The organism is Microcoleus sp. AT3-D2 (assembly GCF_036705715.1).
GTDB lineage: Bacteria > Cyanobacteriota > Cyanobacteriia > Cyanobacteriales > Microcoleaceae > Microcoleus.
On the sequence record NZ_JAUBVE010000098.1, the window covers coordinates 1 to 20,815 of the forward strand.

The window sequence follows — 20,815 nt, forward strand, 5'->3', positions numbered from 1 at the left end:
TGAGAATAGCGAGCGTTTGGGCAAGTTGATTCGCAATGCTGAGAAGGATAAAATTCCGGTGATGGGTGTTGTGGGTGGGAAGGAGGTTGAGGGGAATAGTTTGAATATTCGGACTCGGGCTTCTGGGGAGTTGGGGGCGATTTCGGTTGATGAAGTGATTGGGAGGTTGCAGGCAGCTATTAGCAGTTACGGCGATTTTTAGGGGATTTTAATCGCAGATGCACGCGGATTAACGCAGATGGTAAGTTTGATTTATGTGCGTTAATTTGCGTTCATCTGCGGTTAAATATCAGATTTAGAACAATCCTAAAGTCAGCGATTTGTCAATAGGGAAAGTAGCGCCAATTCCCAGCCAGAGGGCAACTAAAGTGCCAAACAAGAAAACTGCGATCGCAATTGGACGCCGAAATGGGTTTTGAAATTTGTTGACGCTTTCGATGAATGGAACTAGCATCAATCCTATGGGAATCGCAACCATTGCTGCAATTCCTAACAGTTTGTTGGGAACAATGCGCAGGATTTGGAAAACTGGGTACAGGTACCATTCTGGGAGGATTTCTAGCGGGGTGGCAAAGGGGTTGGCCGATTCTCCTGCGATCGCGGGGTCTAGAACTGCTAAGCCAACGCAGAGGACAAATGTCCCCAGAATTACTACTGGGAAAATGTACAGCAGTTCGTTGGGCCAAGCTGGTTCGCCGTAGTAATTGTGACCCATACCTTTAGCTAGCTTTGCCCGCAATTTCGGATCGCTTAGATCCGGTTTTTTCGATGTTGTTGCCATAATGGAAATAGTTTTTGTTTGTTTTGTTTAGGACTTGCGCATCCGGCCCCATTTGCAGGGGCAATTGCTGAATTGCCACTGCAATAAGTCAACTGGACAGCCTTAGTCTGCACAAGTCCTATTTTTTCTAGTCCACAAGTAGACAGACCTGTCTGTATATCTTATCTATGTCAGCTAAATCTAGCAATACCCGCGAGAAAATTTTGTCTACAGCTTCAGAGCTCTTTTACCGCAAGGGCATCCGCAATGTTGGCGTCGATGAGGTAATAGCTTCTTCTGGAGTTGCCAAGATGACGCTGTACAAGCACTTCCCGTCAAAAGACCAACTCATTTTAGAAACTGTGCGGTATCGAGACGAACTGTGGTGCCACTGGTTTTTTGGGGCAGTTGAACAGCGGGGAAGCACTGCAAAAGAGCGACTAATTGCGATGTTTGACGTGTTGGAAGAGTGGTTTGGAAGTCCTGAGTTTCGCGGCTGTCCTTTTATCAATGCCGTGGCGGAACTCGCTGATGCAGAACATCCGGCACACCGGGCCGCACTTGGGCCGAGACACGCAATTCGCACTTACGTCCAGAAGCTTGCTGAGGAGGCTGGCTTGCCTAATTCAGAAGACTTTTCGCAACAATTTGTAATTTTGTTTGGGGGAGCAATTGTGATGGCAAGTATGGAGGGCGGGCCTGCGGCGGCACAGTACGCTCGTCAAGCTGCGTCAGTTTTGCTTTGTGCTGAGTAAAAAGGCGATTTGCGGAAAGGGGTTTGAGCCGATCGTCTATTATGGAGCTATCAAGGGTACAAACTCAGCACAAACTCCCCGCTTTCCCAACTAAAATGGCTATGCCTAATCCATTTCCAGGGATGAATCCTTATTTAGAACATCCTGATTTTTGGCCAGAAGTCCATCATTTACTGATTAGTGTGATTAAGGAGTCGTTAACTCCGCAATTGCGCCCTAAATACCGCGTCGCTATTGAAAAGCGAATTTACGAAATCAAAGGTGAAAATTCTCTATTAGTAGCGATTCCTGATGTCTCTATCCAACAGAAACGCCGTCCCGCAAGTGCGATCGCATCTAATGCTGTCGCCGTCGCTTCCCGAACTGTGCAGCCTTTAAAAGTGAGAATCCCAGTGTCGGAAGAATTTAGGGAAGGATATTTGGAAGTAATCGATATGACAACCAAGGAAGTTGTCACGGTTCTTGAAGTGCTTTCGCCTGCAAATAAACGCCGGGGGGAAGGTCGAGAAAAGTATGACAATAAGCGAAATAAAATATTTGATAGCAGTACCCATTTAGTCGAAATAGACTTGTTGCGGGGTGGGGAACCTTTGCCAGTTTTCGGACATTCCCATAAAAGCGACTGCCGCGTTTTAGTCAGCCGCAGCAATCAACGCCCGATCGCAGATTTATACTTATTTAACCTTCCCGATACAATTCCTGCATTTCCTTTGCCTTTGCGTCCAGAAGATGTAGAGCCTGTTATGGATTTACAGGCGCTGATTAATCAAGTATACGATCGCGCAGGTTATGATTTTGAAATTGATTACACAGCCGATGCAGTGCCCCCGCTGTCAGAAACGGATGCTGTTTGGGCAGATTCTCTGTTGCGGGACAGAGCGTTAAGGGGATAATACAAGTAGGTAAATTAACAGGAGCTAGATTAATGCCTAATCCGTTTCCCGGGATGAATCCTTATTTAGAAAGTCCTGAATTGTGGCCTCAAGTACATCACTTGCTAATTAGTAGCATTTTTGAATCATTAGTGCCGCAGTTGCTGCCAAAATATATCGTCGATATTGAAAAAAGAGTTTATGAGCTTAGCGGGGATAATTCCCTATTAGTGGGGATTCCTGATGTGACTGTGCAGCGTTCTCCCAGTCCAACCAACCCAACTTCTTCTAATGTTGCACTTGCCGCACTGCCTGTGACAGCTTTGAAAGTAAGACTGCCAGTACCTGTGGAATTTAGGGAAGCATATTTAGAGGTACGAGATACAGCAACTAGGGAAGTTGTGACAGTGATGGAAGTGCTGTCACCAGCCAATAAGCGCCCTGGCAAAGGGCGAGAAATGTATGAAGCAAAGCGAGAAAAGGTGTTTGGTAGTCGCACTCATCTGGTTGAGATTGACTTGCTGCGAAGTTACCAACCGATGTTAGTTTTTGATAACGATATTAAGGCAAGTTATCGAATTTTAGTGAGTCGGGGCAATCAAAGGCCTTTGGCGGATTTGTACCTTTTCAATTTACCGGATATGATTCCTCAGTTTCCCTTGCCTTTGCGCGCGGGGGATGCGGAACCAATTGTAGATTTACAAGCGTTATTAAATGGGGTTTACGATCGCGCCGCCTATGACTTTAGAATAAATTACACCGCACCCCTACCTGCGCTTTCAGAATCAGATGCTGCTTGGGCGGATGCTTTGTTGCGGGAAAGAGGGTTAAAGGGATAAGGAAAGTAGATTCTTCCCTGGTGGGGGGCGGGTTTATGAGAATTTTTGGTGGTTTTTGATGTCGGCGAAACGACCCCTACAGAAATATAGGGTGGCGAGGCTCGAAAAACTCAAAACACCTACACAAAACGTTACATCTTTGTTACCATCGTGGCAAGTCTGTCCTCAGCAGCCCCTCTATTAACCTTCTAAACTAACCGTTATGAGTCAACATCCCTCAGCAATTCCCGCCTCCGAAGAGTCCGCCGAAACCCAGACAGCGCCGACAAACACTGCACCTCCACCGAGTTATGTCAAGCTGGCGATGCGGAATATGGTTCGCAAGCGGGCGACTTCTTTGTTTCATTTTGCTTTGACAGCCGCCGGACTCTTAGGCGTACTCGTCGGTTTGGCTTTTCTCGATCGCTATTTCAATTCTTAATCCGGGATTCCAACAATCAGCCTCTAATTTCTGCTGATGTTTTTGATCTTTCTTAATCGGGAGTTAAGCTGATTGTTCTGCCTGCCTGTTGCAATCTATAACAGATTACTGTATCTTTCCAGCAACAGCAAAATCCCCTGCCGTTCGATCGCGCAATTGGAATTTGTAAAAAAATTGAATATATCCCTTGACAGGAGAGCAAAAAAATGTTAATTGAGGTGAACGTCGAGGACTGTTACGGGCTCGCCCAGCAGTCAGCCGACGCTTCCAACCTCCCTGAGAGTGCAGCCAGCGGGGAGATTTCAGCCGAAACCTGGGAAAATTGGTTTAGCGTTTGGCTAGAAAACCAGGCGGCGGATGTGCCAGTGGCCGCGGGCTACGAAGTCAGTCTCCGTTTAACCGCCGATCCCGATATGCAAGCCCTCAACCTCCAGTACCGCCAGCTTGATCGCTCGACCGATGTACTAGCTTTCGCAGCTTTAGAGGTAGACTGTCCTCAACTAGAAGAAATGCAGTCATCTGAACCTTTATACTTGGGTGATATCGTCATCTCGATCGATACAGCTAACCGACAAGCCCAGCAGCAAGGACATCCCCTGAAGACCGAACTAGCTTGGCTCGCAGCCCACGGTTTTCTGCATCTTTTGGGCTGGGATCACCCGGATGAAGAAAGTCTGACTCAAATGCTCGATCAACAAGAAACATTGCTGCGGGCGATCGGTCTTGCTATCCAAACAGCATAACTGAAGTTGATGTTGATTTAAAAAATCATGTCAAGCCCAACATAACTTTCTGAAATTAAACCAAAACTTTAGTAAAAACTTAGAAAAGTTACCTAGACTTGATGAAGTTAATTTGAAAAGTTTAGCTTTCATTCATCTCTGTAAATTAAAGTTGGTTCTTTATGACACTAGATAGACCCTCAATTTCATCACAAATCGCACAGTTCCTGCCCATGCCTCAAGACTCTTCTAGCCAGACAGTCCACGAGCCTAAGAAAGCCTTGAAATACAACCGAGAGCTGTCCTGGAAAATCGCATCTAGCTTAGCTACGAGTTTTAGATACGCTTGGGGGGGTCTGAGTTATGCTTTTGCAACTCAGCGCAATTTTCGGATTCACACAGTTATCGGAACATTGGCGATCGGACTCGGCCTATTTTTGCAACTGAAACCTGTAGAAATATCTGTGATCGGCGTCACCATTGGCATAGTTTTAGCAATGGAACTGTTGAATACGGCGATCGAATCGGTGGTAGACTTGACAGTCGGGCAATCTTATCACGAACTAGCCAGAATTGCCAAAGACTGCGCTGCCGGAGCAGTTCTAGTATCGGCAATGGCTGCGATCATCGTCGGTGCTGCACTTCTGCTGCCTCCTTTGTGGGCAGTAGTTCAAATTGCGATCGCCCGTCAGTAACTTATTGAACCCAGAAAATTTTAGGTTTTAGATGACCAATTTGAGATTTTTAGTTTTATTCGTCTATATTGCAGCTATTTTTATCTTCAGCATCTATCTAAAATCTTGAAACCCCTTGCTTTCAGGCAGCGAGTTAACCTAAAATCTAAAATCTAAAACCTAAAATCTAACTTAACCCGTGATTATAGTCATCGATAACTACGACAGTTTTACATACAATTTGGTACAGTATCTAGGAGAACTGGGTGCTGAGTTGCCCGTAGCGAGCGAAGTGCAAGTCTACCGCAACGACCAAATTTCCTTAGCAGAAATTCGCCAATTGCAGCCGGCAGCAGTGGTGATTTCTCCAGGACCGGGGCGGCCGGAAGATGCGGGAATTTCTCTGGAATTAATCAAAGAATTAGGCCCGACTCTAGCAATTTTAGGCGTGTGCCTCGGACATCAAAGTATCGGTCAAGTATTCGGCGGCAAAATTGTTTCTGCACCCGTGTTGATGCACGGCAAAACTTCTGAGGTAGAACACGCAGGAGTCGGAGTTTTTCAGGGCGTGGAATCGCCGATGATTGCAACTCGCTATCACAGTTTAGTAATTGAAAAGCAGACTTGTCCAGAAGTTTTAGAAATTACGGCTTGGGTTGAAGACGGAACTATTATGGGAGTGCGACACCGGGAATATCCGCACATTGAAGGTGTACAGTTTCACCCGGAAAGTATTTTGACGACTTCGGGAAAGCAATTATTGCGAAATTTCTTAGAAAGACTTTAGTTAAATTTCTCTGAATTTGTAGGGTTCGCTCTCATAAGCTGATACGCATTTAAATTGGGATTTTTGAAGCCTAGACTCCTTGCACCCTGGCTTTCAGGCAAAAAATTTAAATGCTGAACAGCTTAGCACCTTACGGTGAGAGTAGTGTACACATTTTCGCACCTGAACCGCCTCAAAAAGGATACAAGCCCCCCACTCCTGTCGTGGTGAACCCCAAATTTTAGACTCCTGTTCGAGATTCCAGATTCAATGCTGCAAGTAAATCTAAAATCTAAAATCTAAAATCTAAAATCGACTGACTGTGTTTTGTGGTATAACAACAAACGACCAACACCCGACAACCCCAATCACAAGATGAAACGGCGACAATTAATACGTTACGCACAGACGGGTTTGCTAGCAGCTTTCTTCACTGGTTTGCCATCTGGATGGGAAAGCTATCAAGCTCAAACTGCTGATTCTTTGTCGATTCAGTGGTTGGGCCACACTTGCTTCTTGTTCGCCGGAGGCGGTGCGAGGGTGCTGGTGAATCCTTTTCGCCCCCTGGGCTGTACGGCAGGCTATCGCTCTCCTAAAGTGCCAACAGATTTGATTCTGATTAGCAGTCGGTTGCTCGATGAAGGTGCGATCGACGGATTTGCGGGCAATCCCGGCCTTTTGTACGAACCTGGGTCTTACAAGTCTAACGGGCTGCAGATTCAAGGGATTCGGACGGAAAAAGACCGTGAGGGAGGAAGGCGATTTGGGGTCAATGTGGCTTGGCTGTGGCAGCAAGCGGGCGTTAAGATTTTACACTTGGGCGGAGTTGCTGGTCCGATCGGCATTGAAGAACAAATCTTGATCGGGCGGCCCGATGTAGTGCTGATTCCCGTGGGCGGCGGGCCGAAAGCTTACACTCCGGCGGAAGCGAAGCAAACTTTGCAACTTCTTAAACCAAAGATGGTGATTCCGACACATTTCAAAACCCAAGCCGCCGATGCTGCTGCGTGCGATTTGGTGCCGCTAGATGAATTCTTGGCGCTGATGGATGGTACACCGGTGCGCCGAGTGAATAATGACACGATTTCGATCAAATCTAGTGACTTACCCCAAACTGGTTCGGTCATTGAGGTTTTGAGTTACAGATTTAGCGGTTGATGCCAGATTTCTTAGGTTGCGTTATATTAAGGAAGTTTTGTTCGATCGGGGATGCAAGAGAATTTTCTTGCTATCTTAGCCTCTGGCAACCTTGCCTTTTGTCGAGATTTGGCTAACATAACAATTCATGTTCACTGTTTTATCTCATAAGGAAATGCAAGCGCAATGAAAAATCAAAATTTACCTAGCTGGATGAAACAACTGACAGGTTTCGCAGGAATAATCGGCGCTAGCGCGTTGATTGGTTTCCCGGCTTGGGCTCACATCACCTCCAGCACCAATGTTGCTAATGCAACTCAAACTTCACAAGTTGCAGGAAACGTAAAAACCACTGCTTCACCCGCACCAATGGCTCAGGCGAAGGATATTGTCGCTATTGCATCAGGCGACGCTCAATTTGAGACGTTGACGAAGGCTTTGGGAGCTGCAGGTTTGGTGACAACTTTACAAGGAAAAGGCCCTTTCACTGTTTTTGCTCCGACTGATGCGGCATTTGCTGCTTTGCCAGAAGGAACTGTGGAGAATTTGCTCAAACCGGAAAACAAAGCCCTACTTACAAAGATCTTAACTTACCACGTTGTTCCTGGTTCGGTTGTATCTACTAGCCTGAAATCCGGCGATGTGAAAAGTGTTGAAGGCAGCTCGCTGAAGGTGGGAGTTAACGCAGGCAAAGTTACTGTCAGTGGCGCTAATGTTGTGAAAGCTGATATCAAAGCTAGCAACGGCGTTATTCACGTAATTGACAAGGTGTTGATGCCGCCTGATGGAATGTAAAAATAGCCGTTGTTGCATCAATTGATGTCAGATTCGGTTAAATGAAGGCGAAGTAAGGACATAACAATGTTGTGTCCTTATTTGTATGGCAGGCAATTCAGAATTGGTATTGATAAAGCTTTAGCTAGCTGCAGGTACTTATAAAAATGGCTGCCAACCCTTACCCCGGTAGCCAAAATCGAAGATTTCGGGATGGAGAATTTCTGCTAAAATTTCTAACGAATCAACCAATCTCGGCCCCGGTCGATTAAAGTAAGAATTGCCGTCAGTTATGTAAACTTTCCCCGTTTTTACTGCTTGCAAATTAGGCCATTCTGCGTATTTAGTTATCTGCATTGCTTCGCTGCGAGTGCGGCTTAAATCAAAGCCGCAAGGCATGAAAATAATTACATCGGGATTAGCTTCTACTAGCGATTCCCATTTTAACCAAGGGGAATGTTCGCCGACAATTCCAAACAGCGAACTGCCTCCCGCCATTGCGACTAATTCGGGAATCCAGTTACCCGCAGCCATCAAAGGCTCAATCCACTCGATGCAAGCTACTTTGGGAAGTCTCTCTTTTGTGGTAATAATAGAGGATGCTTGTGTTTGCGAGGTAATAGCATCGATGCGGGATTGCAAAAGGTCGATCGCACTTTTGCCATTTACGCCCAAAGCATCAGCAACTCGCTGAATATCCGTCCAGATTTCTGCTAGCAGATTCGGCTGCAAAGAAATAATTTCCGGCTTGCTATTTACCAGCGTGCTTACTGCTTGTTCAACCTCTGTCAGAGAACAAGCGCAGACTTCACATTGAGCTTGAGTAATAATGTGAGTCGGCTGCAATTTTTCCAAAGTCTCTATTTCTACTTTATACACACTCAGCGCATTTTGCAACAATTCTGTCACGCGGTTGTGAATTTCGCTGCTAGTTCCTTCGGGATTAAATTTAGGCTGAGTGCAAACAGGTAAATTTTGGATTTCGGGGGGATAATCGCATTCGTGGGAACGGCCCACAATTGCATCGGTTAATCCTAAAAGTGCTACAATTTCCGTGGCACTGGGAATTAGAGAGATTATTCTTGGTTGGTTCATTGGTTTTCTGTTTTTTACCGGTTCGGAAGCACAGGCGGGACGCCCGTGCCACAATAAAAGGGATTGTTAAATTTTTAGTTTTTTTAAGTATTGCAAATCTTGCCATGCTTGGATGAGATTACCTTGCATCAGTTCCGCTACACCGTTTAAAACTCTAATTTCCGGTAAATTGGAGTTGAGAGCGATAGCAGGTTTTAAGGCTATTTCAGCGGCTTTGGGATGCCAGCCGTACAGGTGTACGAAAGCGAGATAGGCGTAAGCGTAAGGGTTTTTTGAGTCGAGTTGAGTGACTTTTTCTAAGGCAGCGATCGAACTTTTGACATTCTGCTGCAATACTCGCGAAAATGCCAAAGCATAAGCCAATTCTAGATTATTTGGTTCCTGTTTCAACCGATATTCTAATGCTTGTTCTGCTTGCACGGTATAATCTTGAATTGGATCGTACTGATTGATCCGCCCAATCTGCTCGAACACGGGTTCTAAACCTGGCAATCCTTTCGGTAAATTAACCGCCATCGCCCGCAATTGAGTTACCAAATCTAACTCAGGCTTATCTGTATTATCCTCGTTTCCCGGCTCTGCCTGAGAACGCATATCCAGAGGCTCTGCCTCGATTTTAACACTAACGGCAGGCACATTAATCGGATAAGTTTCGCCGGTTTTCCGATTTAGATAAGTAGCTTGCAGATTGTAAGTTCCCGATGCAATATTAGCAGGAGGAAGCATCGCCGTGCGATCGACAACTCGAAACCCCACAGCAAATTTATCCGCTTCCAGAATCCCCGGATGCAAAGTCCCCTGGGCGATCGCGCGATCGTGTAAAATCCTGAAAGTCTGTCCCGGTGGAATATCGCCAGACTGCTGATTTTTCCACGTTACCAACACTAAACCAGACTGCAACTGCTGCCAAGGCCCAGACCAAGTATAAGTAACCGGCAGCGCGACTCCGGGAACTGCTTTTGCAGCGACAGTAACTCGATCTAATTGTACTTGCGATCGCGCTTCATTCAATGGCTGTATTTCGACAGGCTGCACTCGCTTGCGATAAAGATTTAAATTAGTATAATCTGGCAAAATCCAAGTTTTATCTAACTCAAATTTATCTTCTTTTTCAATCGCCGTAACGGCGGCATTTTGAGCTTTTTTAATCCGTTCGCGAATCGAACCTTGCGGGCCAGTTTTAGTTACGAACCAAGAGAGCGATCGCACATCTTGGGGCACTTCTTTTAAATTCGTTCCCACCTGCCGCCCGTAAACCTGAAAATTAGCCAAAGCACCGTAATAATTCAAATTATGCTGGTTAATTTCCGGCGTCGAAGGCAACACGCCTAAAGTAGATTGCAAATAAGGTTCCCGATCAATAATTTCGGCAATTACCTCACGGTGCGGCCACTCTTTCCCCAAGTAAGGATAGTTAGAATTGCCGGGACTGATAATTTGGACTAAGCTATGTCCAAAAGCCCCTCCCAGCGGCCACATATGGAACAGCATCGCCAAAATTGCCAAGCCAATTGTACCCCAGCGAATTTGTAGTCCCCACCGAGAAGGCCACAGCGTTAAACAGTAGGCTAAGAAAATAGATAAAACTGGCAAATAAGGTATACCATATCGGTCGTCTTTGTTGATATTGAAAGAATTAATTAAATAAGCTCCTACCCAGAAAACAGCTAGCCAGCGACAGGAGTTGAGATAAAAGATGGACGAACTATCTTGCCGACGACGCCAATAAAGTATCAATCCTACTAAGGGAATAAGTAACAGAGGCCAAGAAATGTGTTCTGGTAAGTGTTTACCGTAGTAAATCCAAGCGTCGATCGTATTGAGGGCCGGATCTCCTTCGGCGATCGCAGAATCCACTGTTGCCCGTTTTCCCCCGGTCAAAATTAACAGCCAATTGGTTTTCGCCCACGGGCCAAACACCGCTACCGACAGCAACAGAGCACCAGTTAATTGACCTAATCTCCCCCAAGCTTTTTGCCGCACCGCGCCAACAGCCAGCCACACAATCGGGGTAAATAGAAATAATACGGTAGTGTGTTTAACTAATATTGATAAACCGAGAGAAATTCCAAAAGCGATCGCCCAAAAGAAAGACGACGGGGAGAGGGGGAGAGTGGGGGAGGGGGAGAGGGGGAGATCCGGAGAATGGGGAAAATCTTCCTTCTTCCTTCTTCCTTCTTCCTTCTTCCTTCTTCCTTCTTCCTTCTTCCTTCTTCCTTCAGAAGCCTTCCACATGGTCAAACAATAGAAAGCAAAAGTAATCGCAGCAGTGAGGGGATAGTCGAGCAAAAATTGTAAGCGGAACCGATAAAGTCCCGGTAACAAAACGCAAATTGCAGCGGCCCACAAACCGACTTGCCGGTTAAATAATTGGACGCCCAGACTGTAGACTGAGGCGAGGAGAATTGCACTAAATAATAGATGAACGAGGGTTGCCCGATCGCCCCCAGTACCGAAAACCTGAAGAAACGGAACCGTTAAGATGTATGCCAAGGGCGGAATTTTCGTCGAAAGCAGCCAGAAGTTGGTCCACCACTCCCCGGAAAACCACTGAGGATGCTGCAACGCCTGCAAGTATTTCAGGGTGCTAGTCAGGTAGTCTGCTTGATCCCACGCCGGGACAGATCGATCGAGGGCAAACCAGAGGCGATCGCTAATTGCCCCCAGCAGCCAAATTATGCCTAAGACAAGCAGACTCTTGCCCTCGCTGTCCCGATGTTGCTGTGCCATTGCGATTCTTGGATTTTAGGTTGCAGCTTTTAGCTTACAGGCGGGCGGTTCCGGGCGATCGAAAAATTAATTGAGAAAAGTGCTTGCTAAATTCCGTATGTGTCTGCTAAGATAGTAAAGCGCGAAAAAACAAGCCGGGATAGCTCAGTTGGTAGAGCAGTGGACTGAAAATCCACGTGTCACGAGTTCAAGTCTCGTTCCTGGCATCGCAAAGCCCTCACAAAGTTGAGGGTTTTTTTTTAGGAAAAATGCGGGCAATGCAGTCAATTATCGAACTCGATTTACCTGAAAGTTTAGCTAACGAGATTGATGAATCTGTTCGACCTGAATATTTGAAGCTGTGGAAAAGCGTTAAACCCCGCCGAGAATAGTTTTTAGGGTGAATTATTTAACTGCTTAAAGTTAAGATACAAAAGATGGGACGGCTACATAAGATTGACACAAAAGCGTTTCCAACTTCTCGTTCCGTCCTTCCAAACGCTCAGTTTTCATCGGGAAACATTGCCTCCAAGTCTTGAAAACCGCTCATCACACGCAAAATTTCGATACCATTCTCAACCACCCGATAAAAGATAATGTAGCCATCGAGCGGTACTCCCCGGAGTCCCAACTTAATTTGATCGTAACTGCGCCCCATATTCGGAAATTTGACTAAATTGTCACACTTTTTGACAAACTCCCGAAGCAATCGCTCCCCAGCCTCAATATTGCGCCCAACAAAATAATCACCAATGGCATCCAAGTCTCGGCTTGCTGTTGGAGAGACAAAGCATCGGCTCATCCCTGAACCTCTCGTGCCTTGCGAAACTTTTCCTGCAATTGCTCGATCGCAGTCTCTAAAGGAATTCCCTCACCCCGCGATAGTTCCGCCTCCGCTTCCTCCACCGAAGAGCGCACCTCTTCCACCCACTCGCAATAAAGCTTCCGCGTTTGAGTCAAAGTCTGGAGGGCTTTTGTAATCACCTCTTCCGGCGAGGTAAACTGCCCCAGTGCTAATTGCGCTTCGATCAATTTCACCTGCTCAGGACTCAAAGTAATATTCATAAAAATCTCCGGGAGTCTCGCTGACACAAATCCCTTTTCTAAGAATAGCGCTACTTTCTGGGCAGTGCGATCGTCTTAGACGCCGATGGACGTGGGGTGACGTGTACTGTCTTATTTTTGAGTGAGGTACGACGCTAATTCTGGAATTTCACCGGCGCGCTGCCACTCGGCTTCCCCGCGCCGCACTTTGGTTCGGGCTGTGATTTCCTGAACCTCCCATAATTGCAATTTGGTATAGGGCCCTTTGGCTTCACCGCTGCGAAACACCTACCATTGAGGAACTTCAGGAGTTGGCTGGGCCGATCGTCTCACAGGCTTCATCCGATTCATTCCAGTTGAGGCTTTGAGCTGGTTTAGCTCTTGTTCTACCGGATTGGGAGGCGGTGAGTTAGAATTGGGCGATCGCTTTTTCTTAGCTGAACTCTGACTTTTCTTAGCCTCCGGCTTACCTCCAGCAATTTCTACTTCGCGCGGCCACCCGCAGAAATGCCACACCGCCACCCACACTAGCGCCACGGCAGATCCTAAAATCTCTTTTAGTGTTTGTGCCCCTTCTTTCGGTCCTCCAAAAAGCAGAAAACCGAACAGGCCGAGTACGTTCGCTATGAGGTATAGGTAAATTAGGTTGGTAGCGTCGTTTGTAGCTAAGTGCCAACTGGTTGTGTGCCGAACAAAAGATTGGCTGGTTGCTGTCCTGTTGTGTTTCCAGGCTTTTCGGGCTTGAACGCGACTGTAACCAGGAGAGTCGGCGGGCCACCACCTCGCGGCCCAATTAACTAGATGCGCTGACCAATACTGCAAAGCTGCATATCCCACTATCCCGCTTAGCAGTAGGCAAATAACTAACAGAAAGGTTGTCAGCGACAGTAGATGTATTGGCACGATTTCGACCGTCGCAACAATTAGCAGAAAAAACGGGGTACCAGTTAGTGTTGGAACTAACAGGAGTTCAAGTATCTTTAGAAGGTCTGCATAGAAAATCCATAAGAATTTAAGAAGAATTTTAAGCAGCTTTGCAAAGCGGAAGTGATACAGGTAAGCAGAGGCGATCGCAGTTCCTAGAATTAAAGCAACGAGCGCGCCCGAAAAGCTTCTGAGTGGCAGCATAAAAAGCGCGATCGCCGGAATTCCCATTACAATCGCAGCAGGTAGCGTCAGAAATGCGATAATGCCTTCCCTCCAATGCTGCCATGCCGATATTGCCTGTGGTTGCTGATTGTGCCGGCGAATTTCCACCCACTCGGCAAACTTAGTTACCCCCCAGTGATAGAAAGCAAATAACCAGATTTGGCACAACCAAGCAAGTACGATCGGGGATTCCCAGTCAGAGTTCCTGATGGTGTACCAGTACGTCCTGCTAAATCTGTAGGAATAGTAGTAAGCATTGGGCCATAGTAAAGAAACAATCAGCCAAAAGCTAATGCTTAAGGCAAACCCTCTCGCGCACGATGTAGGATCGGGGAGGAATTTCGGCCAATTATTCATGGTTGGGATAATTTGACGGGATATCAATATTGTCCCATCGGGCGGAGCTTTAAAATGTCAGCCTTCCTCAAAAAATCATCTATTCCATTAGCCACAATCTTGCAGTAATCGACCCTAATTTCAATATTGCTTTTGCCCGATCGCACATTGTCTCCCAACAATCAACATTATAATTAAGCAATTAGGAGCTTAGAAGTACGGTTTACTTAAAATATTCGCGATCTCAGTCAAGCTCATGAAATATTTGGGAGAGATTTTGTTGACAAGATGCAATAATTATAGTAAGTGACTTTAAAAAGATTGTCAAACTCATCTGGACTGGGGAATCGCCCTGTCGGAAACAAAAGGTTACAATCGAAAATACATTCTATTTCCATAACATTACTGTTTATAGCTTGAACTCCTCAGTGACAAATAACAACACCTCAACTCAATCCTTTCAATTTGACTCAATTGACAGCGCCCTCGTAGACCTCAAAGCAGGTCGCATGGTGGTAGTAGTCGATGACGAAAATCGCGAAAACGAAGGCGACGTGATTTGTGCCGCCCAATTCGCCACCCCCGACAACATCAATTTCATGGCCGTGAACGCGCGGGGTTTGATTTGTCTAGCCTTGAGTGGCGAAAGGCTCGATCGCCTGGAACTGCCCCTGATGGTCAGCAAAAACACTGACAACAACCAAACTGCCTTCACCGTCAGCATCGATGCAGTCAACGGCGTCAGTACCGGCATCTCCGCCGAAGACAGAGCCCGCACCATTCAAGTCGCCATCCACCCGGACACCAAACCTCAAGACTTGCGCCGTCCCGGTCACATTTTTCCCCTGCGGGCGATCGACGGCGGCGTCCTCAAACGCGCCGGTCACACCGAGGCATCCGTTGACCTCGCCAGACTCGCTGGGCTGTATCCCAGCGGCGTGATCTGCGAAATTCAAAACCCCGATGGTTCGATGGCGAGGTTGCCCGAATTAATCGAGTACGCCAAAACCCACAACCTTAAAATAATCAGTATTGCTGACTTAATTAGCTACCGGCTCAAGCACGATCGATTCGTCCGCCGCGAAACCGTCGCCCAATTGCCCACTCAATTCGGCGAGTTTATGATTTACGCCTACCGCGACACCCAAGACAATTCAGAACACGTTGCTATTGTCAAGGGCGACCCGGCCGAATTTAAAGACAAACCCGTGATGGTGCGGGTGCATTCCGAATGCCTGACAGGCGATGCTTTGGGTTCCCTGCGCTGCGACTGCCGGATGCAACTGCAAGCGGCACTGAAAATGATCGAAAATGTCGGTTCTGGCGTCATAGTTTACTTGCGCCAAGAAGGTCGCGGCATTGGATTGGTAAATAAACTAAAAGCTTACTCACTGCAAGATTTGGGATTCGATACAGTCGAAGCCAACGAACGGTTGGGATTCCCCGCCGACTTGCGAAACTACGGCGTCGGAGCGCAAATGCTCAACGATTTGGGAGTTAAAAAAATTCGCTTAATTACCAACAACCCGCGCAAAATTGCCGGTTTGAAAGGTTACGGCATTGAAGTAGCCGATCGCGTCCCCTTACTAATTGAAGCCACAGATTACAACTCGATCTATCTGGCAACAAAAGCCGAAAAACTCGGTCATATGCTACTGCAAACTTATTTAGTAACAGTGGCGATTCAGTGGAACGAAACGAAGGAAGAAGGTAGAAGACATTCGTCAGAGGGAAAAGAGGAAGATTCTGCAATCCAAAATCGGTACGGACACCTCGAAAAACTGCGGCATTTGGCGGCTAACCAGCACTTGCTGCTGCAAGAAGAAGCGCGGCCGGTGGGAATAGCCCTTTTCGGAGAAGGCTCCCTCATTGTTCACCTAGGCTTCGATCAAGCCGGACTCGCAGGCCCCGATTGGTACCAAGATCCAAACCATCCTTACGTCAAGGCGATCGGCAAAATTCTGAGCGAAATCAGCACAGAGCCGAATTTGCAAACATTAGAAGTAATGGTTTCCTCCGGTGCAGATCCGCTCAAAACCCTGCAAGTCCAGCTCGATCGCGAAACCTTCCCCCTCGAACAAGTCGCGTCCGTGTGCGCCAAGCTTCAACCTCAAAAAATTTATAGTTTTGGTCCTATTTCCGATTCAGCCCTCGGAATGTCAAGCTAGGTTCAGCATTAAAGAGAGCGAATTTGACATGGAAATGAACGTTGGTGACTTTCTGCACCGACTCGACCTCAGGGGACAAGCACTTAAAGGCACCAACCTCGGAGGCGCGGAACTCCGGGGAGCAAACCTCAGAGGCACCGACCTCCGAGAAACCAACCTCAGCAACGCTATTCTCAGGTATGCAGACCTGATCGAAGCCGACCTTACGGGCGCCAATCTCAGCGGGGCAGATTTAGCTGAATCATTTCTCAATTTAGCTAACCTCACTAGAGCCGATTTGACCGGTGCTGTCCTCCGAGAAGCTACTCTCGTAGGAACAGAGCTCACGGGCGCCAACCTCAAACAAGCAAGTTTGATCAAGGCTAATTTAGTTGGAGCAAATCTCCACGAAGCCAACTTAACCAGAGCCAACCTCAGCGGAGCCGATTTGCGCGGTTCTCAGTTGAGCGGTGCCATTTTAGACAAGGCGGTATACAACAACCGGACTATCTTTCCCGATGATATTGATCCGGGTGCAATGGGAGCATTTTTGCTAGCTCCCAATGCTTCGCTCCCTGGCTTAAATCTGGCTAGGGTAGATTTGACCGAAGCCGATTTAAAAGGAGCCGATTTGCGGCGGACAAACTTATACAAAGCTATTTTATTTGGCGCAAAACTCGATCGGGCCAACTTAGCAGGAGCCAACCTCAGCGGAGCGGACTTGAGGGAAGCCAGTTTGAACGCCACGATTTTAGAAAAATCTGTTTATAGCAACCAGACTTTGTTTTCAGAAGGTATCGACCCCAGTCTGGGCGGAGCTTATTTAATTGCTCCCAATGTATCGCTGCAAGGGGTAAATTTAACCGGAGCCGACTTAAACGGGTCAGATTTAAGCGGAGCTAATTTGAGCGCTTCTAACTTAACTTCGGTCAATCTCAAAAATGTAGACCTCAGCAGAGCTAGCTTAAAAAAAGCTTACCTCAAAGGTGCAAACTTGGAGGGAACTGATTTAAGAGGAGCCGATTTAAGCGGCGCAATTTTACACCAAGTAAACTTGAGTTCTGCTGACCTCCGGGGTGTAGACTTAACAAGGGCTGACCTCAGCGGCGCTAATTTAAGGGATGCCGATTTGAGGGAGACAGATTTCACTGGAGCTACTTTGCTGTTCGCTAACTTGAGCGGGGCCGACTTGAGAGGTGTAGACTTGACAAAAGCTGACCTCAGCGGCGCTAAATTAAACGAAGCTGATCTCCGAAAAGCAGATTTGATGAGAGTAAATTTGGAGGGAGCAGATTTAACTGAGGCCGACTTGAGCGATGCTCATTTATTCCGAGTTAATCTCAGAGGTGCTAACCTGAAAGGTACTAACCTCAAAGGCGCAAGTTTAAAAGGGGTATTTTTGACTGACGCTTATTTGAGCGAAACGGATTTGACCGATCTACATCTGAGTCCGAGTTTTTTTGAATTGCCATTAGAATCGGAATGGTAATTAGTTGACTGTTAACAATCGAAAATCTAAAATAAAAAATCGCCCAGCGAAAATTGCTCGATTATAAAAAACTCCCTGAAAACCCTGTGACTTTAGTCCAGGGATGAAAGGGCATCGCAAGATTTATCCTGCCTACCAATTTCCCAACTATCAAATGCAGTAAAATTAATCAAGGGAGGTGAAAGTCAAATGTATGCAGTACAAAAAGATATCTGGCATTTAAAGGAATTCGACAAATTCATTGTAGAGCAACTGCTGAGATGGTCAAACAATCTGTTTAATGTCGGGACTTACGAAAGTCGGCAACGATACTTTAAAGACAAAAGTGCGGTTAAATATCCAGCCTTGTACAGGATTGCTAAAACTAACGATAATTACAGCTTACTTTACTCGCAAGTCGCGCAACAATCCCTTAAATCTGTTGCTGAATCTTTCAGCTCTTTCCGAGCCTTAGAAAGGTTAGCCAAAAAAGGGGAAATCAATCAAAAACCCAGATTGCCTAAGTACAGAACCCAAGGCGGTATGTACCAATTTTCCTATCCGGGACAAGCCTTAAAAATAGTCGGCAGTAGGGTAAGACTCCCTCTAGGAAAGCAAGGGAAAGAACACTTCGGAACAGATGCTCTCTGGATTCCACTACCAGAAAGGCTTAAGGGTTGCCAGATTAAAGAACTCAGGTTAATCCCTAGAAATGGTAAGGTCTGGATTGAATACGTCCATGAATCTCTTACCAAGCAAGCTCCTAGCTGTAGTCTCGAAGTAACAGGGATTCTGGGCATAGATCATGGTATCAACAACTGGCTAACTTGTGTTTCTAGCAATGGTAAGCCATTTATTATTGATGGTCATAAGCTGAAATCTTGGAACCAAGAGTTTAACAAACAAAAAGCCAGAGTTCAATCAGAACATTCCCGACATAAGCTACCTCAAGGTTTTTCGTCAAAAAGACTGCAACAGTTATCGGAAACTCGCGCCCCAAGAATGAGAGATGCGGTTAATAAAGCTGTCAGAAATATCATAGATTATTGCGAAAGTCACCAAATCAATGTCATAGCATTTGGTTGGAATAAAGGACAGAAACAAGAGCTCAATATGGGAGGAAAAACCAATCAGAACTTTGTCCAAATACCGACAGCTAAAGTCAAAGAAAGATTACAACAAGAATGCGACTCTCTAGGATGGAGATTTGTAGAACAGGATGAATCTTACACTTCAAAAGCCAGCGTGCGTTTCGTTCTGAAGAAACCCAGAAATGGGGGGATTTCAGGCTCTAAGAAGGTAATCCAATATGGATTGAGTTCGCACTTTAATCCCTTGTTAGATGACAACTTGTTCGTCTTGTGGGTGAGAACACTGTTCAAGTCCCATCCCGCAGGTGCAGCGGTGAAAGCATCACCCCTACGGTAGCGATTAGCCATCAATCCGTAAAGCGGGGTGAAAAGGCGGTAACTGGAAAACCTATTCTAGAATCCCGTCGAGCAGGAGTTTATGGGTAGCGAAAGCAAAGGTACATCCGAACCATCGTGAGAGAAAACCAGCGAAACAGGTTGATACGCTGGGAGTCCCAAAAGGGCAAGGATTGGTAATAAAGAGACTTCACCCTCAATTTACCACAGGGTTGGCAATTATTAGCTTGACCAACCAAGCACTCTGTAATAAACCCGGTGGAAAGTACCACCCTAAAAACTCTAAACAAAGACGAACAGGAACGAAATAACCTACCGTTTGCTCTCTGAAAAAGTCGATTTTCAGAGTAGGTGCTAACCAGATGCAACGGCAAGGAGAGATTGGGTCAAAAGCGAAAGCTCCCCTGTAACGAGGGAGATATGCAGACAGACCCACGGTGTCTCGGAAGATAGAGTCTCCAGTAGCAATGTAAAAGTCATGAGCACGGTAAAACCGATGTATGAATGGAACAAGACTCCCTGGCGAAAGCTGGAAAGAGTCGTGTTCAAGTTGCAGAAAAGAATCTATCAAGCCGCCAATCGTGGTGATATTAAGGCACTTCGCAGACTCCAAAAGTTGTTGATGAAGTCCAAGGCTGCAAAATGCTTAGCGGTTCGTAGGGTTACTCAGGATAACAAAGGAAAAAAGACGGCAGGTGTGGATGGTGTCAAATCACTAACCCCAAAGCAACGCCTTGACCTAATAGGTAATATAAACCTGAGTTCAAAGGTCAGCCCGACCAGGCGAGTATGGATTCCCAAGCCTGGTACAGAAGAGAAGCGACCTTTAGGAATCCCGACAATGAAAGACCGGGCATTGCAGGCGCTCGTTAAACTGGCACGCTTAACCAGAATGGGAAGCGCGATTTGAACCGAACCAATACGGGTTCAGACCTGGACGCTCGTGCCAAGATGCTATCGGGGCAATATTTAATGCGATTAGGTATAAGCAAAAATATGTGCTAGATGCCGACATCGCCAAATGCTTCGACAAAATCGACCATGAAGCACTGCTTAAAAAATTAAATACATTCCCGCTTTTACACCGCCAAATCAGGGCATGGCTCCGAGCGGGAGTGATGGACGGACAACAGTTGTTTCCAACACTTGAGGGTACGCCACAGGGTGGAGTCATTTCTCCACTACTGGCTAATATAGCTCTCCACGGGATGGAACATCGAATTAAGGAATTTGCCAAAACCTTGGACATCAAAAAGCCAAAAGGAAAAGGACAAATAAGCTGGCAACAGAAATGTAGAAGCATATCCTTAATAAGATACGCCGATGACTTCGTAATTCTCCACGAAGACTTAACCGTCGTTCAAAAGTGTAAAGAGATCATCTCTGAATGGTTAAAAGGCATGGGTTTGGAGCTAAAATCCAGTAAAACAAGGATAGCTCACACAATGAGCAGCCATGATGGACAATCTCCAGGATTTGATTTCCTGGGGTTTAAAGTCAGGCAATATCCATCTGGCAAATACACTAGCGGGAAAAATCCCCAAGGTGAATTACTGGGTTTCAGCACAATCATCACCCCAAGTTCAGCAAAAGTTAAAATACACCTCAAAGAAATCGCAAGAGTAATAGACATCCACACAGTTAAATCTCAATCAGATTTAATTAAGAGGTTGAATCCTCTAATTATAGGGTGGGCTAACTATTACCGAACGGTTCCAAG

Annotated in this window: 21 protein-coding genes, 1 tRNA gene and 1 pseudogene; 16 read left to right on the forward strand and 7 right to left on the reverse strand. The window is 46.3% G+C overall.

Going from position 1 to position 20,815, the window contains the following annotated elements:
• On the forward strand, nucleotides 1–202 hold a 202-nt coding region (locus QUB44_RS27455), incomplete at its 5' end, for a His/Gly/Thr/Pro-type tRNA ligase C-terminal domain-containing protein (protein ID WP_333372467.1).
• A gap of 93 nt (nucleotides 203–295) precedes the next feature.
• Here the strand turns inward: QUB44_RS27455 and petD are convergent.
• Nucleotides 296–781 (reverse strand): cytochrome b6-f complex subunit IV, encoded by a 486-nt coding sequence (gene petD, locus QUB44_RS27460; protein ID WP_333372468.1) that lies wholly within the window; start codon nucleotides 779–781, stop codon nucleotides 296–298.
• 167 nt (nucleotides 782–948) lie between these two features.
• Here petD and QUB44_RS27465 point away from each other — a divergent pair, with 167 nt between their 5' ends.
• The 9 genes from QUB44_RS27465 to QUB44_RS27505 all read left to right on the forward strand — a co-directional run bounded on the left by QUB44_RS27465 (nucleotide 949) and on the right by QUB44_RS27505 (nucleotide 7,741).
• Nucleotides 949–1,515 carry a TetR/AcrR family transcriptional regulator gene (locus QUB44_RS27465; protein ID WP_333372469.1) on the forward strand — a complete coding sequence of 189 codons (567 nt, stop codon included), beginning with the start codon at nucleotides 949–951 and terminating at the stop codon, nucleotides 1,513–1,515.
• A 101-nt stretch (nucleotides 1,516–1,616) separates the two neighbouring features.
• Nucleotides 1,617–2,408 carry a DUF4058 family protein gene (locus QUB44_RS27470; RefSeq protein WP_333372470.1) on the forward strand — a complete coding sequence of 264 codons (792 nt, stop codon included), beginning with the start codon at nucleotides 1,617–1,619 and terminating at the stop codon, nucleotides 2,406–2,408.
• A 32-nt stretch (nucleotides 2,409–2,440) separates the two neighbouring features.
• Entirely contained in the window at nucleotides 2,441–3,226 is a 786-nt protein-coding gene (locus QUB44_RS27475) for a DUF4058 family protein (RefSeq protein ID WP_333372471.1), read from the forward strand.
• Nucleotides 3,227–3,428: 202 nt separating this feature from the next.
• The gene (locus QUB44_RS27480; RefSeq protein WP_333228332.1) at nucleotides 3,429–3,647 is read left to right on the forward strand and encodes a DUF3285 domain-containing protein; all 219 of its coding nucleotides are present in this window, start codon (nucleotides 3,429–3,431) and stop codon (nucleotides 3,645–3,647) included.
• 206 nt (nucleotides 3,648–3,853) lie between these two features.
• Nucleotides 3,854–4,390: an rRNA maturation RNase YbeY gene (ybeY, locus tag QUB44_RS27485; RefSeq protein WP_333372473.1), complete on the forward strand. Its 537-nt coding sequence runs from the start codon at nucleotides 3,854–3,856 to the stop codon at nucleotides 4,388–4,390.
• 161 nt (nucleotides 4,391–4,551) lie between these two features.
• Nucleotides 4,552–5,064, forward strand: a complete 513-nt coding sequence (locus tag QUB44_RS27490; protein WP_333372476.1) for a diacylglycerol kinase family protein — start codon at nucleotides 4,552–4,554, stop codon at nucleotides 5,062–5,064.
• Nucleotides 5,065–5,242: 178 nt separating this feature from the next.
• Complete coding sequence (locus QUB44_RS27495) at nucleotides 5,243–5,830, forward strand: aminodeoxychorismate/anthranilate synthase component II (RefSeq protein WP_333372478.1); 588 nt, start codon at nucleotides 5,243–5,245, stop codon at nucleotides 5,828–5,830.
• Between the two features lie 354 nt (nucleotides 5,831–6,184).
• Nucleotides 6,185–6,967, forward strand: coding sequence for an MBL fold metallo-hydrolase (locus QUB44_RS27500; RefSeq protein WP_333372480.1), 783 nt, complete (start codon nucleotides 6,185–6,187; stop codon nucleotides 6,965–6,967).
• A gap of 165 nt (nucleotides 6,968–7,132) precedes the next feature.
• Nucleotides 7,133–7,741: a fasciclin domain-containing protein gene (locus QUB44_RS27505; RefSeq protein ID WP_333372482.1), complete on the forward strand. Its 609-nt coding sequence runs from the start codon at nucleotides 7,133–7,135 to the stop codon at nucleotides 7,739–7,741.
• 138 nt (nucleotides 7,742–7,879) lie between these two features.
• Here QUB44_RS27505 and QUB44_RS27510 read toward each other — a convergent pair whose 3' ends face one another.
• Nucleotides 7,880–8,815: a cobalamin-binding protein gene (locus tag QUB44_RS27510; RefSeq protein WP_333372484.1), complete on the reverse strand. Its 936-nt coding sequence runs from the start codon at nucleotides 8,813–8,815 to the stop codon at nucleotides 7,880–7,882.
• Nucleotides 8,816–8,881: 66 nt separating this feature from the next.
• Nucleotides 8,882–11,545 (reverse strand): phospholipid carrier-dependent glycosyltransferase, encoded by a 2,664-nt coding sequence (locus QUB44_RS27515; RefSeq protein ID WP_333372486.1) that lies wholly within the window; start codon nucleotides 11,543–11,545, stop codon nucleotides 8,882–8,884.
• A 133-nt stretch (nucleotides 11,546–11,678) separates the two neighbouring features.
• Here QUB44_RS27515 and QUB44_RS27520 point away from each other — a divergent pair.
• A tRNA-Phe gene (locus QUB44_RS27520) sits at nucleotides 11,679–11,751 on the forward strand.
• Nucleotides 11,722–11,916 carry a hypothetical protein gene (locus QUB44_RS27525; RefSeq protein ID WP_333372488.1) on the forward strand — a complete coding sequence of 65 codons (195 nt, stop codon included), beginning with the start codon at nucleotides 11,722–11,724 and terminating at the stop codon, nucleotides 11,914–11,916. The genes QUB44_RS27520 and QUB44_RS27525 overlap by 30 nt, the downstream gene beginning before the upstream one ends.
• Nucleotides 11,917–12,026: 110 nt before the next feature.
• On the opposite strand, the gene QUB44_RS27530 is transcribed toward QUB44_RS27525, so the two are convergent.
• The 4 genes from QUB44_RS27530 to QUB44_RS27545 form a co-directional block, all read right to left on the reverse strand.
• Nucleotides 12,027–12,326, reverse strand: coding sequence for a type II toxin-antitoxin system RelE/ParE family toxin (locus tag QUB44_RS27530; protein ID WP_333372489.1), 300 nt, complete (start codon nucleotides 12,324–12,326; stop codon nucleotides 12,027–12,029).
• The gene (locus QUB44_RS27535) at nucleotides 12,323–12,589 is read right to left on the reverse strand and encodes a hypothetical protein (protein WP_333300458.1); all 267 of its coding nucleotides are present in this window, start codon (nucleotides 12,587–12,589) and stop codon (nucleotides 12,323–12,325) included. The genes QUB44_RS27530 and QUB44_RS27535 overlap by 4 nt, the downstream gene beginning before the upstream one ends.
• Before the next feature lie 111 nt (nucleotides 12,590–12,700).
• Nucleotides 12,701–12,856: a DUF4339 domain-containing protein gene (locus QUB44_RS27540; RefSeq protein WP_333372492.1), complete on the reverse strand. Its 156-nt coding sequence runs from the start codon at nucleotides 12,854–12,856 to the stop codon at nucleotides 12,701–12,703.
• The gene (locus QUB44_RS27545; RefSeq protein ID WP_333372494.1) at nucleotides 12,857–14,074 is read right to left on the reverse strand and encodes a hypothetical protein; all 1,218 of its coding nucleotides are present in this window, start codon (nucleotides 14,072–14,074) and stop codon (nucleotides 12,857–12,859) included.
• Between the two features lie 407 nt (nucleotides 14,075–14,481).
• Between QUB44_RS27545 and ribBA the strand changes: the two genes are divergently transcribed.
• The 4 genes and pseudogenes from ribBA to QUB44_RS27565 form a co-directional block, all read left to right on the forward strand.
• Nucleotides 14,482–16,221, forward strand: a complete 1,740-nt coding sequence (gene ribBA / locus QUB44_RS27550; protein ID WP_333160133.1) for a bifunctional 3,4-dihydroxy-2-butanone-4-phosphate synthase/GTP cyclohydrolase II — start codon at nucleotides 14,482–14,484, stop codon at nucleotides 16,219–16,221.
• Nucleotides 16,222–16,249: 28 nt separating this feature from the next.
• Complete coding sequence (locus tag QUB44_RS27555) at nucleotides 16,250–17,689, forward strand: pentapeptide repeat-containing protein (protein WP_445299932.1); 1,440 nt, start codon at nucleotides 16,250–16,252, stop codon at nucleotides 17,687–17,689.
• A gap of 189 nt (nucleotides 17,690–17,878) precedes the next feature.
• Complete coding sequence (locus QUB44_RS27560; protein ID WP_333372498.1) at nucleotides 17,879–19,096, forward strand: transposase; 1,218 nt, start codon at nucleotides 17,879–17,881, stop codon at nucleotides 19,094–19,096.
• Between the two features lie 495 nt (nucleotides 19,097–19,591).
• Nucleotides 19,592–20,815: pseudogene (locus tag QUB44_RS27565) on the forward strand (reverse transcriptase domain-containing protein); the annotation flags it as partial.